Consider the following 12,621-nt stretch of genomic DNA (forward strand, 5'->3'; position numbering starts at 1 on the left):
TATTTGTGATTTCAGGCGGTCTTTGTCTGCAGTGAAAATTCCGCGGCTTCTGCCAGGACATCCGTCACCAGCATCAGACCGGGTTCATGCGTGATGGCAAGGTCCGGCAAAACATTGCGGATCGCCATTTGCGGCGTAACGCCACAGGCCCAGAAAACCGGGATATCCCCCTCGTCCACGACAGGTTCGTCGCCGAAGTCCGGCTTCATGAGATCGGTAATGCCAATGCTGGCCGGATCGCCAATATGAACCGGCGCGCCATGCGCCAGGCGATAACGATCGGAATACAAAATGGCACGAATGGCATCGGATGGTTTGAAGGACCGCATCGAAACCACCAGCGGGCCATGGAAACGCCCAGCCGGGGTGGTCGCAATATTGGTCACATACATCGGAACGTTCCGATTGGCGTCCATATGACGCAGCGGCACACCACTGCGGGTAATCGCCGCCTCGAACGAAAATGAACAACCGAGAACAAAGGTCACCAGATCATCGCGCCAGATGGCGTTCAGATCGGAAACACTGTCAAAATCAGTCGTGCCACGAAACACACGATAGCCCGGCAGATCGGTGCGGATGTCAAGATCGGCGCCAAGTTCCGGAATATACGGCGAACCCGGTTCGGACATGCCGATCAACGGACATGATTTCGGGTTTTTGGCACAAAATTTAAGGAACTCGTCGGCATAGCTTGCCGGGAGAATGGCAAGATTCCCCTGCAGATACCCGGATGCATAGCCGGTGGTGGTGCCCCGATGTTTTCCGGAACGGATTGCGCGGCGCAAAGCCAGCGGCGATATCGTCGATACAGATTCCGAAACGGTCGTCGGGGAACAAGATGCGCTTTTTGTCGCGTTCATTTATTCGGTCCTGTTCTCAGCCTCGCAACAAGCTTGAGAAACTCGACCGATCTTGTCAAGAAATCATTTTAGTCAATTTATGATCTATTTTAACGATCAATTTGATCGAACAATCTGGCCGCCTCAATCACCGCCTCGCCTATTTCGTGATTGCGTTCCGGGTAATAACTGATCACAAAATGAAGGTCGGTCAGCCGGGCTTCTTCCTGCACCGGGATTGCCTTAATATGTTCATCCCAAACGGAATTTGTGACCATCAGGGATGGCAGAACACCGATCCCGAAACCTCCACCGACAAGATGTTTTACGGTCGAAAGTGATGCCGATCCATGTAATGCCGGCGGCGAAATATCGGGCGCGGAAAAGATGCTTTCGACCTCGCGAAACGGGGGTGTTCCCTTCGGGAAGGTGACAATTGCATGCTCGGCAAGCTCCGCCAGCGACATCGGATGATCGGGCAACTCCATCGATCCGGTGCAATACCAGCCCAGTTGAACTGGCTTAAGGGCGGCCGCCACTGCCCCTTGCGGCACCGATTCCCGCAACATGATCGCAACGTCAAGCGCATCATCAGCCATGGTCATTGCCAGTTGGCCGGATGTATCTACCGACAATTCGAAACGCACCTTTGGGTAATCGTCTTTCAGCTTGTTCAACATATCGGTCAGGATCGTATGAACGATGGTTTCAGCAACACCAATACGAACCGTGCCACTCAGCTCCCCCGGATGGGTCAATTCCTGCCAGATACGGTCGCGTGCACGCGATAAACGCTGCGCCTCTTCAAGAAACCGAAGACCAGCCGCCGTCAAACGCACCTGCCGGTTGGATCGATCAAACAGCATGATACCCAGCTTTTTCTCAAGTGCGGAAACCCGCGACGAAATTGCCGACTGGGACAGATCGTATTTCTGGGCTGCGGCCCGAAAGCCGCCTGCCTTCACGATGTCCTGTAAAATCTCGATATCCTTGAATTCAAACACGTTTTCGTTCCCCAAATAGCAACTGCATCGTCGTTCCTGTCAGCCGGATCGTTTGATTTATGATCACAATACCCTGCAACCGATCATCTGGCACGATCAATCCGTTGCGATTTTTCTATCGTATGCAGAACAAAGCGCACCAATGGGCGTTTCGGACACATTTCCGGCTTCACTGCCCCCTCACCGAGGCGTTACTTGCCCGAAGCACCTTTTCCTTAGACATTGGGAATACGCCAGATTGGAGGGTTAGATGCTGATACGCCGCAAGAAGGGTTGGGAAATCGCCGAACGCGATGCAACCCCGCAATCCATTTACAAGAACCGTCGCCAGTTCCTGAAAGGCATTGCCGCAGGATCGATCGGCGCGGCGGCAACCAGCCTGCCGATCGGTCGCGCCCTTGCACAAGGATCCGATCCAACCGCCGATCTTTATCCGGCGATGCGCAATCCGGCCTATGTCGTTGATCGCGCCATTACCGATAAATCCAAGGCGCTGACCTATAACAACTTCTATGAATTCGGATCGCACAAATTCATTTCCGACGCGGCCCAGGCGATGAAAATCCGCCCATGGACAGTCAAGATCGACGGCATGGTCGAAAAACCGATTGAAATCGATTTTGATGATCTGGTGCGCAAAATGCCGCTGGAAGAACGCGTTTATCGCTTCCGCTGCGTCGAAGCCTGGGCGATGACCGTGCCCTGGACCGGTTTCCCGATGAAGGCACTGGTTGATTATGCCAAACCGCTTTCAGGCGCAAAATACATCGAAATGCAAACTGCCGAACAAAAGGATACCATGCCGGGCCTGCGGCAGTTCTGGTATCCATGGCCCTATATCGAAGGCCTGACAATTGAAGAGGCCACAAACGAACTTGCGATGATCGCAACCGGCATATACGGCGAACCGCTTCCAAAACAGAACGGCGCACCGCTGCGTCTGGTTACCCCGTGGAAATACGGTTTCAAGAACGTCAAATCGATTGTCCGCTTTACCTTTACCGACAAACGCCCGGTCAGTTTCTGGGAACAGCTTAATGACGGCGAATACGGCTTTTGGGCCAATGTGAACCCCAAAGTTCCGCATCCCCGCTGGAGCCAGGCACAGGAACGCCTGCTGACCACGGGTGATGAAGTCCCGACACAGATTTACAATGGCTATGGCCAGTATGTTGCCGATCTTTACAAGGGCATGGAAGACGAAAAGCTGTTTATGTAATTGTCCTTCCCACCCACTCGGAAAAACCAACAAGGCCCGAAACCTGCGAGTGTTCCGGGCCTTGTTTTCGTTAATCAATATTACAGCAAATCAGGGGCCGCTGCGCCGACGGCCTTTGTATTTCGGCTTGTTGGCCGATTTCGATCCCGGCCCGATGGTTCCAATGCTGCGTGCCATCGGCCCGGCATCGGCAAGGCCAAGTTCCTGATCTTCAAGGCGCTTGATCTCGTCACGCAGGCGGGCTGCTTCCTCGAATTCAAGGTTTCCAGCGGCTTCACGCATGCGTTTTTCAAGGTCTTCGATATGCGCACGCAGATTGTGCCCGATCAGAATATCGCCAGAAACACCGGTATCGACCGTGACGTAATCATGCTCGGCAACGCTTTCCAGAACATCGCGGATTTTGCTGCGCACCGATTCTGGCGTGATGCCATTGGCTTCGTTATAGGCAATCTGTTTTTCGCGGCGGCGGTTGGTTTCGCCAATCGCATATTCCAGACTGTCGGTCATCTTGTCGGCATAAAGCAAAACCCGGCCATCAATGTTACGCGCCGCGCGCCCTATGGTCTGCACCAGTGATGTTTTCGACCGAAGGAAACCTTCCTTGTCCGCATCCAGAATCGCAACAAGCGCACATTCCGGGATGTCCAAGCCTTCACGCAGAAGGTTGATGCCAACCAGAACATCAAACACGCCAAGCCGAAGATCGCGAATGATCTCGATGCGTTCAAGCGTATCGATATCCGAATGCAGATACCGGACCCGCACACCATGTTCATGGAGATACTCGGTCAAATCCTCGGCCATGCGCTTTGTCAGCGTCGTAACCAGAACACGCTGCCCCTTCGCCGCACATTCCTTTGCCTCCGCCAACAGGTCATCGACCTGCGTTTCAACCGGGCGGATAATACAAACCGGGTCAATCAGGCCGGTCGGGCGGATGACCTGTTCGGCAAACACACCGCCGGTGCGTTCCATTTCCCAGTTGCCCGGCGTTGCCGATACAAACACGCTTTGCGGGCGCATGGCTTCCCATTCCTCGAATTTCAGTGGACGGTTATCCACGCAACTCGGCAGGCGGAAGCCATGTTCGGCCAGGGTGAATTTGCGATTATAGTCGCCCCTGAACATGCCACCGATCTGCGGCACGGCAACGTGACTTTCATCAACAAACAGCAACGCATTTTCCGGCAGATATTCAAACAATGTCGGCGGCGGCTCGCCGGGATTACGTCCCGAAAGCCAGCGGGAATAGTTTTCAATCCCCTTGCAGTGGCCCACGGTTTCCATCATTTCCAGATCGAACATCGTGCGCTGTTCGATCCGCTCGGCTGCCAGAAGTTTGCCTTCCTGTTGGAACTGCGCAAGCCGGTCTTTCAGTTCCTGTTTGATGCCGGCCATCGCCTGTACCAATGTCGGACGAGGCGTGACATGGTGCGAATTGGCATAGACAGTGACCGAGTCCATGGTGGCAAACTTATGCCCGGTCAGCGGATCAAATTCCGCCAGTTCCTCGACCTCGTCACCAAACATTGAAACACGCCATGCGCGATCCTCGGCGTGGGCCGGAAAGATTTCCAGAACATCCCCGCGCACCCTGAATGTCCCGCGCGAGAATGCGGCGTCGTTGCGGGTATATTGCAACTCGACCAGCCGCTTCATGATCAGGTTGCGATCAACCTCATCACCCACCGCAATCCGCTGTGTCATCTCAAGATAGGTTTCAACCGCACCGATACCGTAGATGCAGGAAACAGATGCCACGATGATACAGTCGTTGCGTTCAAGGATCGCACGCGTCGCCGCATGGCGCATCCGGTCGATCTGTTCGTTGATCGAACTGTCTTTTTCGATATAGGTGTCCGAGCGTGGGATATAGGCTTCGGGCTGGTAATAGTCGTAATAGGATACGAAATACTCTACCGCGTTTTCCGGGAAGAACGCCTTCATCTCTGAATAAAGCTGTGCCGCCAGCGTCTTGTTCGGCGCAAGAACAAGGGCGGGGCGCTGCGTTTTGGCAATAATGTTGGCCATGGTAAAGGTCTTGCCCGACCCGGTCACACCCAGCAACACCTGATCGCGTTCTTCGCTATTGATCCCGTCCATCAGCTCGGCAATCGCCTTTGGCTGATCACCTGCGGGCTCATAATCGGTCACCAGTTTGAATTCGTGCGATCCCGCAACCGGTGGACGACGTTTCAGCAAGAATTCAGGTAAGCCATACATCGGCGCATTCATCGGACTGATCCCTTTTTGGACATGACCATAGTTATAGGCCACCGCGACAACATCGCAACCCCTGGCCCTGACAACTGCTGTCAGTAGTTGTCAGGAGACGTCAGGACAAAAAACGCCGGAACAGGCATCGAACCATCGCGTTAAAACGTCATGACTTTCGGATCGGATGCCATGATGGGCCGTTTTCATCCCAAAGAACCCGCAAAAGGCGCGAAACTGCCTTGAATTGCTTTAAACACGGGCGTAGGGTCCGAACCGAAAGAAAGCGATTCTTTCTATTTCATTTCATTCCAGGGAAACAGACCAATGGCGTTTATTGCCGACCGTTTGAGCCGTATCAAGCCCTCTCCTACCATTGCTGTCACCACCAAGGCTGCCGAACTCAAGGCTGCCGGCGTTGATGTGATCGGCCTTGGCGCAGGCGAGCCGGATTTCGATACCCCCGACAACATCAAAGACGCCGCCAAAGCAGCCCTTGATGCTGGCAAGACCAAATATACTCCGGTCGCTGGTACTCCGGAACTGCGCAAGGCGATTGTCGCGAAGTTCAAACGTGAAAATGACCTGGAATACACTATCGACGAAATCACCGTCGGTTGCGGTGGCAAACAGACGCTTTTCAACGCGCTGTTCGCAACGCTGAACCCGGGTGACGAAGTCATCATTCCGGCACCGTACTGGGTGTCCTATCCGGATATGACCCTGATGGCCGAAGGCGTTCCGGTTGTTGTTGAATGCCAGGAAGAAAACGACTTCAAAATCACCGCCGCCGAACTCGAAGCCGCGATCACGCCGAAAACCAAATGGGTTGTTCTGAACTCGCCGTCAAACCCGACCGGTGCGGCCTATTCACGTGCCGAACTGCGCGCGATTGCCGATGTTCTGCTAAAACATGAAAATGTCTGGGTCATGTCGGACGACATGTACGAACATCTCGTCTATGACGGTTTCGAATTCACCACCATCGCGCAGATCGAACCGAAACTGAAATCGCGTACCCTGACCTGTAACGGTGTGTCGAAATCCTATGCCATGACCGGCTGGCGTCTTGGTTATGCTGCGGGCCCGGTTGAACTGATCAAGGCGATCAACAAGGTTCAGTCGCAGTCCAGCACGCATACCTCCTCGATCAGCCAGGCCGCATCGGTCGAAGCCCTAAACGGCCCGCAGGACTTCCTGAAAGAACGCGCCGAAGTGTTCAAGGAACGTCGCGATCTGGTCGTTAAGGCCATGAATGAATGCGAAGGTCTCTCCTGCAAAAAGCCGGAAGGCGCGTTTTACGTCTATCCGTCCTGCGCAGGCACGATTGGCAAGAAAACTCCGGACGGCAAAGTGATCGAAACCGATACCGATTTCGTGACCTACCTTCTCGAGGCCGAGGGTGTTGCCGCGGTTCAGGGTTCGGCATTCGGTCTTGCACCGTATTTCCGCATTTCCTATGCCACCTCGACCGAAGCACTGACCGAAGCATGCGCGCGCATTAAACGTGCCTGTGCTGCGCTGAAATAAGCCGGTTTTTCGATCACGGAAAATTCGTTGGGGCCCGGCACTTGCCGGGCCCTGTTTTTTTGTCCATTATCCAATTCAACATTTACGCACTGAATTACCGATAAATCGGACATATCATGCAAAACGAGAATTTCTACGTTACCGTGGACGGCATCAGCCTGTCCTGTCAGCGGATCATACCAACCAATGTCAGGCCCGATGCGCCAACGATCCTGTTCCTGCACGAGGCACTCGGCACCATCCGCATGTGGCGCGATTTCCCGGCCAGACTAGCCACTGCAACCGGCCATCCGGTGATTGTCTATGAACGGCGTGGGCACGGCAAATCCGACCCGCACGGCCCGGACGACATCCCCCGCCCTGTCGATTTCCACAACACGGAAACCGATATCTATCTGCACGGACTGATCAGTGGACTTGGCCTAGATCGCCCGATCCTGTTTGGCCATAGCGACGGTGCGACCATCGCGCTTAAATATGCCGCCCGGTTCCCAAACAATATCCGCGCAGTCATCAGCGAAGCCGCGCATGTTTTTGTCGAGGACGTCACGGTTGCCGGGATCAACGAAGCCGCATCGATCTACGCCAACACCGACTGGAAATCAAAACTCGAACGGCATCATTTCTTCCAGACCGATGCGGTATTTCGTGCATGGGTCGATACATGGCGCCAACCGGCGTTTCGCGACTGGCAGATGATTGACGAACTGCCCAGCATCACCTGCCCGCTTCTGGTCATTCAGGGAAATGACGACCAGTTCGGCAGCGACGAACAGGTTCATATCATCTGCGACAAGGTCAGCGGAAATGCGACCAAAATGATCCTTACGGACTGCGGCCATATCCCGCATTTCGATCAGCCGGATCTGATCATCGAAGCCAGCCAAAAGCTGCTTCGTCAGATCGAACCGGTGACTGCCTGACTCACAAAAAAAGCCCCGCTGCGTTTGGCAGGCGGGGCTTTTCCAATACTTAGTCCGACAAGACAGTCGGTTTGGTCTTATTCGGCCAGCGCGTCCTCGGCATCAAGAACAACTGCAACCGCATGAATGACGGATGCAATACGCACCGCATTCTGAACGGTTTCTTTTTTGATACCGGCAGTTTTCAAAACTTTCTCGTGGCTGTCGATGCACATGCCGCAGCCATTGATTGCCGAAACTGCAAGCGAGAACAGCTCGAAATCGGCTTTATCAATGCCCGGTTTACCAATGATGTTCATACGCAGGCGTGCTGGCATGGTGGCATATTCCGGCTCGGACACCAGATGCATGAAACGATAATAGATATTGTTCATACCCATGATCGCAGCCGCCCCTTTGGCCGCTTCGAATGCCTCGTCGCTCAGCTTGGTTTTGGCTTCGGCGGCAACGGCTTTCAAAAGCTTCGCGTTCCGCGATGCATAGGCGCACGCAAGCGCGGTGCCGTAAACCTGCTGATCGGTCATGCCAGGGTTGTTGGCAAGACTGCTAAGGTTCAGCTTCAGATCCTTGGCATAATCCGGCATGACGTCTTTGATTTCGGAAATGGAAGACATTGAAGCATCCCCTTTTGACTGAAGAATGAAATTCAAAACTGAAAAATGCCCGCAGCCATCGTGCACACCGCAAGTCTTGCGGGTACGTGGATTAATTTCACCGATGGACTGAAAGCGGATCCGGGCCAAAACCCGGATCCAAATCGGTCTGGAAAACCTTAAAGGGTTGCTTCACCCTGGTTCCAGTTGCACGGGCAGAGTTCGTCAGTCTGCAGCGCATCAAGAATACGCAGGGCTTCCTGCGGGTTACGACCAACCGAAAGGTCGTTGACCTGAACGTGACGGATGATGTTGTCCGGATCGATGATGAAGGTCGCACGCAATGCAACGCCTTCGCCTTTCGCCAGAACACCAAGCGCGTTCGAAAGTTCTTTTTTCTCGTCAGCAAGCCAGACGAACGGGCTGTCGCCCAGGTCTTCGTGGTGGGTACGCCATGCGGCATGGACGAAATCGGTATCGGTCGAGCAACCAAGCAGAACCGCATCACGGTCTTCGAAGTCACCGTTCAGTTCACCGTAACCAACGATTTCGGTCGGGCAAACAAAGGTGAAGTCTTTCGGCCAGAAGAACAGGATCTTCCATTTGCCTTCATAGGACTTGTCGGTAACCGGTGCGAAGCTGTCCGGACCTTTGCCCGAAACGCCGGTAAGATTGAATTCTGGAAGCGTATCGCCAACTGTAAGCATTTTGGTTACTCCTAACCTTGGTTCAAATTTATCCCAGAGACGGTCCCCGACAGACCGTACAAATTTTGTTCGCAAGTGCAATAATGCACTCCTTGCTGGCGATTTGTAGTTAAATGAACTAACTAAGACCAATAGAATTAATTTCGATGTTCGATAGGAAAAATTTATGGCTGCCCAACCCAGCATCAAGCAGCTCAAATATCTGGTCGCATTGTCGGAAACCGGCCATTTTGGCCGTGCTGCCGAGGCATGCTTTATCACCCAACCCAGCCTGTCGGCTGCCATCAGCGAGCTTGAAAACCTGCTTGGCGCCCAGTTGGTGGAACGCAACAAGCGTCAGGTCCTGATCACCCCGCTTGGCCGCGAGGTTGTTTCGCGGGCGCGAAATATCCTGCACGAAGTTGATGAACTGACCATGATGGCGCAGTCGGCAACCGAACCGCTTTCAGGCCCGATCAATTTTGGCGTGATCCCGACAATCGGCCCCTATCTTCTGCCCGATGTAATGAACCGCCTTAAATCCGGTTTCCCGAAATTGCAGCCCTTCCTGCGCGAAGACCAGACAGCCAAGCTTGTCGAACTTCTTGCAGCCGGGAAACTCGACATTGCCCTGATCGCCCTGCCGATCGAGGAAAACTGGCTCGAAGAAATGGACCTGTTCGAAGACAGGTTCGTTTTTGCCTGCAGCCCCGACAATCCGCTGACACGCAAAAAGAAAATCGATATCGCCGATATCAAGGATGAAAAGCTTCTGCTTCTTGAAGACGGTCATTGTCTGCGCGATCAGGCACTGGAAGTCTGTCAAAAAGCCGGCTGGAGCAAATCCGCCGATTTCCAAGCCAACAGCCTGTCGACACTGGTTCAGATGGTCGTTGCCGGTATCGGTGCCACCCTGCTTCCGGAAATGTCGCTGGAGGTGGAGGCGCGCCGACCCGACTCGCTTGCCATTCTTCCGTTCCAGAACCCGGTCCCCGTTCGTCGTATCGGACTGGTCTGGCGGCGTAGTTCCGCACGTAAAAAAGAATTCCGCCAGTTGGGAACATATTTGCGCAACACGCTTGAAACCTGCGAACGATCGCATGTCGCCTGATTGCACAGTGACTCCCTGCCTTTTACGGGAAAGCCACGGGACCGGACGATAACCTATGCTGCCAATCAAGGATAACAACCCGACAACCATCACCCCATGGGTGACATATGGCCTGATTGCCGTAAATGTCGTCGTGTTCCTGTTAACCGTATCCCTTGCGCCGCAAAGCCAGTTTCAGGTCAATCTGCAATATGGTGCCATCCCGGCTATCCTGTTCGGGCATGCCCAGTTGCCCCCGCAGCTTGCGGTTTTTCCACCGGGCTTTGAGTTCCTGTCGATCTTTAGCGCCATGTTCATGCATGGCGGCTGGATGCATATTGGCGGCAACATGTTGTATCTTTGGGTGTTCGGCAACAATGTCGAAGACGCCATGGGACATTTCCGGTTTCTGGTGTTTTACCTTGTCTGCGGTATTGCTGCCGCACTTGGTCATGGCCTGCTGGATACAACATCACAAATCCCGATGATCGGCGCATCCGGCGCACTGGCTGGGGTACTCGGTGCATATTTCCTGCTGTTTCCCAAGGCGCGGGTTCTGGTCTGGTTTTTCTGGGTGTTTATCTTTTACGTCCCGGCGGTCGCCGTCCTTGGCCTCTGGATCGGGATGCAGTTTGTCAATCTGTCGAGCGGCGCCGAACAGGGCGTTGCCATTCTGGCTCATATTGCCGGTTTCTTTGCAGGTTTGGTACTGATCCCGTTTTTCAAATATCGCCATATCCCCCTTTGGCAGGGTGGCCCGAAACAGGTTCCGGTTTTTGGTGTTTACCGTCCGGGGCGCAAGGGCAATGCAACCAATACCGCCCCTCCACCCTGGGCTGCTGCCTACGAGGCTGAACGTGCGGCACGCCGCGAACGGATGAAACGCGCCGGGCGCGGGCCATGGGGTCGTGCAGGCGAAACCAATACCGACAAATCCCCATGGGGCCGGTATCAGCCGCCGAAACCACAATCCAAACCCGGTGTTGGCGTACCGAAAGTTACGCGCTTGCATCGCGGGGATGAACCCGACAATACTTGACCAAAATCTATCATTCGAACCGGGGAACGATCATGCGCGCTGCCTTTTTCACCGAATATCAAGGTCCTGTCGAAGTTCAGACACTCGACGACCCTACTCCGGAAAATGGCGGCGTTGTCATCAAGGTCATGGCAACCGGCCTTTGCCGCAGCGACTGGCACGGCTGGATGGGCCATGATTCCGATGTCAAACTTCCCCACGTTCCCGGCCATGAATTTGCAGGCACCATCGAAGCGGTTGGCAAGGATATCAAACGCTGGAAAGTTGGTGATCGGGTCACGGTCCCATTCGTGTCGGGCTGCGGTCATTGCCCGGAATGTCACAGCGGCAATCATCAGGTCTGCGATCATCAGTTCCAGCCGGGCTTTACCCATTGGGGAAGCTTTGCCGAATATGTCGCGATTGATTATGCCGATACCAATCTGGTGCGCCTGCCCGAAGAAATGGATTTCGCCACCGCCGCCAGCCTTGGCTGTCGTTTTGCAACCAGTTTTCGTGGCGTGATCGATCAGGGCAAAGTCAGTGCCGGTCAAGTTGTTGCCGTGCATGGCTGCGGCGGCGTCGGACTTTCGGCGATCATGATTGCCGCGGCGGCCGGGGCGCGTGTCATCGCGGTTGATATCGACGATGCCAAGCTTGACCTTGCCCGCGAACTTGGCGCGATAGATATCCTGAACGCCGAAAACTGTGATGACATTCCGTCCGCGATCAGGGACTTGTCCGACGGCGGGGCGCACGTCTCCGTTGATGCCCTCGGCAGTGCGATCACCAGCTTCAATTCGGTGTCATCTTTACGCAAACGCGGCAAGCATATCCAGATCGGACTCATGACCGGTGATCATGCTCATGCCCGCGTTCCGATGGATCGCGTTGTCGCCCACGAACTTGAAATCCTTGGCAGTCACGGCATGCAGGCATTCCGCTATGACGCGATGATCGACATGATCATGACCGGCAAACTCGCACCGCAAAAACTGATCAGGGATCGAGTCACCCTGGCCGAGGGTGCAACGGCCTTGATGAATATGGATAATTTCGTCAGCACCGGCGTGACCGTGATCGACCGCTTCTAACACCAATATTGAATATGACAGGCGCCCCGCAGTATAGCCGCACACTTTAGAATACTTATAATTTAAGACTGATCGCTTTTATTATATTATTGGTTGAATGCATTCCGGTTCGTCCTTACGTTCCTTGTGGGTATTTAAATAACTCACAAGAGAACACCGGCTTTCGCAGGGGATACAAAGTGCGAAAGAAACGGTTTCCAGCCTGCAAAGAGAGGGAACCGATGACAGATATTCAAACAATGGATTCCGGCACGCGGCGCAAAACCGAATTGCGCTGTTTTATTCTGCTGGCCGTTGTCCTGGCCCCGGTGTTGGCGGTTGCGCTGGTCGGTGGGCTTGGATTTTCAATCTGGATTTATCAGATGTTTGCCGGACCTCCTGGACCACCGATGTAACATCGGGGAA

12 protein-coding genes are annotated in these 12,621 nt (G+C 54.2%); 7 read left to right on the forward strand and 5 right to left on the reverse strand.

Features of this window, described 5'->3' with window-relative positions; translation table 11 throughout:
- Positions 1 to 11: 11 nt before the first annotated feature.
- Both AUP42_RS00895 and AUP42_RS00900 read right to left on the reverse strand, forming a co-directional pair.
- The gene (locus AUP42_RS00895; RefSeq protein ID WP_062948001.1) at positions 12 to 863 is read right to left on the reverse strand and encodes a putative hydro-lyase; all 852 of its coding nucleotides are present in this window, start codon (positions 861 to 863) and stop codon (positions 12 to 14) included.
- Between the two features lie 89 nt (positions 864 to 952).
- The gene (locus AUP42_RS00900) at positions 953 to 1,846 is read right to left on the reverse strand and encodes a LysR family transcriptional regulator (RefSeq protein WP_062948474.1); all 894 of its coding nucleotides are present in this window, start codon (positions 1,844 to 1,846) and stop codon (positions 953 to 955) included.
- Between the two features lie 250 nt (positions 1,847 to 2,096).
- Here AUP42_RS00900 and msrP point away from each other — a divergent pair, with 250 nt between their 5' ends.
- Complete coding sequence (gene msrP, locus AUP42_RS00905) at positions 2,097 to 3,065, forward strand: protein-methionine-sulfoxide reductase catalytic subunit MsrP (RefSeq protein ID WP_062948003.1); 969 nt, start codon at positions 2,097 to 2,099, stop codon at positions 3,063 to 3,065.
- A 90-nt stretch (positions 3,066 to 3,155) separates the two neighbouring features.
- On the opposite strand, the gene uvrB is transcribed toward msrP, so the two are convergent.
- Positions 3,156 to 5,291: an excinuclease ABC subunit UvrB gene (gene uvrB / locus AUP42_RS00910; RefSeq protein ID WP_062948476.1), complete on the reverse strand. Its 2,136-nt coding sequence runs from the start codon at positions 5,289 to 5,291 to the stop codon at positions 3,156 to 3,158.
- Between the two features lie 318 nt (positions 5,292 to 5,609).
- On the opposite strand from uvrB, the gene AUP42_RS00915 reads away from it, so the two are divergent.
- Together AUP42_RS00915 and AUP42_RS00920 are read left to right on the forward strand one after the other, a co-directional pair.
- Positions 5,610 to 6,812, forward strand: coding sequence for an aspartate transaminase (locus AUP42_RS00915; RefSeq protein ID WP_062948005.1), 1,203 nt, complete (start codon positions 5,610 to 5,612; stop codon positions 6,810 to 6,812).
- A 116-nt stretch (positions 6,813 to 6,928) separates the two neighbouring features.
- Positions 6,929 to 7,735: an alpha/beta fold hydrolase gene (locus AUP42_RS00920; protein ID WP_062948007.1), complete on the forward strand. Its 807-nt coding sequence runs from the start codon at positions 6,929 to 6,931 to the stop codon at positions 7,733 to 7,735.
- A gap of 77 nt (positions 7,736 to 7,812) precedes the next feature.
- Here the strand turns inward: AUP42_RS00920 and AUP42_RS00925 are convergent, their stop codons facing one another.
- Together AUP42_RS00925 and AUP42_RS00930 are read right to left on the reverse strand one after the other, a co-directional pair.
- Positions 7,813 to 8,349 carry a carboxymuconolactone decarboxylase family protein gene (locus AUP42_RS00925; RefSeq protein WP_062948009.1) on the reverse strand — a complete coding sequence of 179 codons (537 nt, stop codon included), beginning with the start codon at positions 8,347 to 8,349 and terminating at the stop codon, positions 7,813 to 7,815.
- A gap of 158 nt (positions 8,350 to 8,507) precedes the next feature.
- Positions 8,508 to 9,035: a peroxiredoxin gene (locus AUP42_RS00930; protein ID WP_007090070.1), complete on the reverse strand. Its 528-nt coding sequence runs from the start codon at positions 9,033 to 9,035 to the stop codon at positions 8,508 to 8,510.
- 166 nt (positions 9,036 to 9,201) lie between these two features.
- On the opposite strand from AUP42_RS00930, the gene AUP42_RS00935 reads away from it, so the two are divergent.
- The 4 genes from AUP42_RS00935 (at position 9,202) to napE (ending at position 12,611) form a co-directional block, all read left to right on the forward strand.
- Positions 9,202 to 10,125, forward strand: coding sequence for a LysR substrate-binding domain-containing protein (locus AUP42_RS00935; protein ID WP_062948011.1), 924 nt, complete (start codon positions 9,202 to 9,204; stop codon positions 10,123 to 10,125).
- 55 nt (positions 10,126 to 10,180) lie between these two features.
- On the forward strand, positions 10,181 to 11,143 hold the full coding sequence (locus tag AUP42_RS00940; RefSeq protein WP_062948013.1) for a rhomboid family intramembrane serine protease: 963 nt from the start codon (positions 10,181 to 10,183) through the stop codon (positions 11,141 to 11,143).
- A 32-nt stretch (positions 11,144 to 11,175) separates the two neighbouring features.
- Positions 11,176 to 12,216 (forward strand): zinc-dependent alcohol dehydrogenase family protein, encoded by a 1,041-nt coding sequence (locus AUP42_RS00945; protein ID WP_062948478.1) that lies wholly within the window; start codon positions 11,176 to 11,178, stop codon positions 12,214 to 12,216.
- Between the two features lie 221 nt (positions 12,217 to 12,437).
- The gene (gene napE / locus AUP42_RS00950) at positions 12,438 to 12,611 is read left to right on the forward strand and encodes a periplasmic nitrate reductase, NapE protein (RefSeq protein ID WP_062948015.1); all 174 of its coding nucleotides are present in this window, start codon (positions 12,438 to 12,440) and stop codon (positions 12,609 to 12,611) included.
- Positions 12,612 to 12,621: the final 10 nt, after the last annotated feature.

This window comes from Thalassospira lucentensis (assembly GCF_001613805.1).
GTDB lineage: Bacteria > Pseudomonadota > Alphaproteobacteria > Rhodospirillales > Thalassospiraceae > Thalassospira > Thalassospira lucentensis_A.

What these genes read in the sequence shown, in the direction of transcription:
- AUP42_RS00895 (WP_062948001.1), bottom strand. Translation starts at nt 863, where the DNA reads ATGAACGCGACAAAAAGCGCATCTTGTTCCCCGACGACCGTTTCGGAA.
- msrP (WP_062948003.1), top strand. Translation starts at nt 2,097, where the DNA reads ATGCTGATACGCCGCAAGAAGGGTTGGGAAATCGCCGAACGCGATGCA.
- uvrB (WP_062948476.1), bottom strand. Translation starts at nt 5,291, where the DNA reads ATGTATGGCTTACCTGAATTCTTGCTGAAACGTCGTCCACCGGTTGCG.
- AUP42_RS00915 (WP_062948005.1), top strand. Translation starts at nt 5,610, where the DNA reads ATGGCGTTTATTGCCGACCGTTTGAGCCGTATCAAGCCCTCTCCTACC.
- AUP42_RS00920 (WP_062948007.1), top strand. Translation starts at nt 6,929, where the DNA reads ATGCAAAACGAGAATTTCTACGTTACCGTGGACGGCATCAGCCTGTCC.
- AUP42_RS00925 (WP_062948009.1), bottom strand. Translation starts at nt 8,349, where the DNA reads ATGTCTTCCATTTCCGAAATCAAAGACGTCATGCCGGATTATGCCAAG.
- AUP42_RS00930 (WP_007090070.1), bottom strand. Translation starts at nt 9,035, where the DNA reads ATGCTTACAGTTGGCGATACGCTTCCAGAATTCAATCTTACCGGCGTT.
- AUP42_RS00935 (WP_062948011.1), top strand. Translation starts at nt 9,202, where the DNA reads ATGGCTGCCCAACCCAGCATCAAGCAGCTCAAATATCTGGTCGCATTG.
- AUP42_RS00940 (WP_062948013.1), top strand. Translation starts at nt 10,181, where the DNA reads ATGCTGCCAATCAAGGATAACAACCCGACAACCATCACCCCATGGGTG.
- AUP42_RS00945 (WP_062948478.1), top strand. Translation starts at nt 11,176, where the DNA reads ATGCGCGCTGCCTTTTTCACCGAATATCAAGGTCCTGTCGAAGTTCAG.
- napE (WP_062948015.1), top strand. Translation starts at nt 12,438, where the DNA reads ATGACAGATATTCAAACAATGGATTCCGGCACGCGGCGCAAAACCGAA.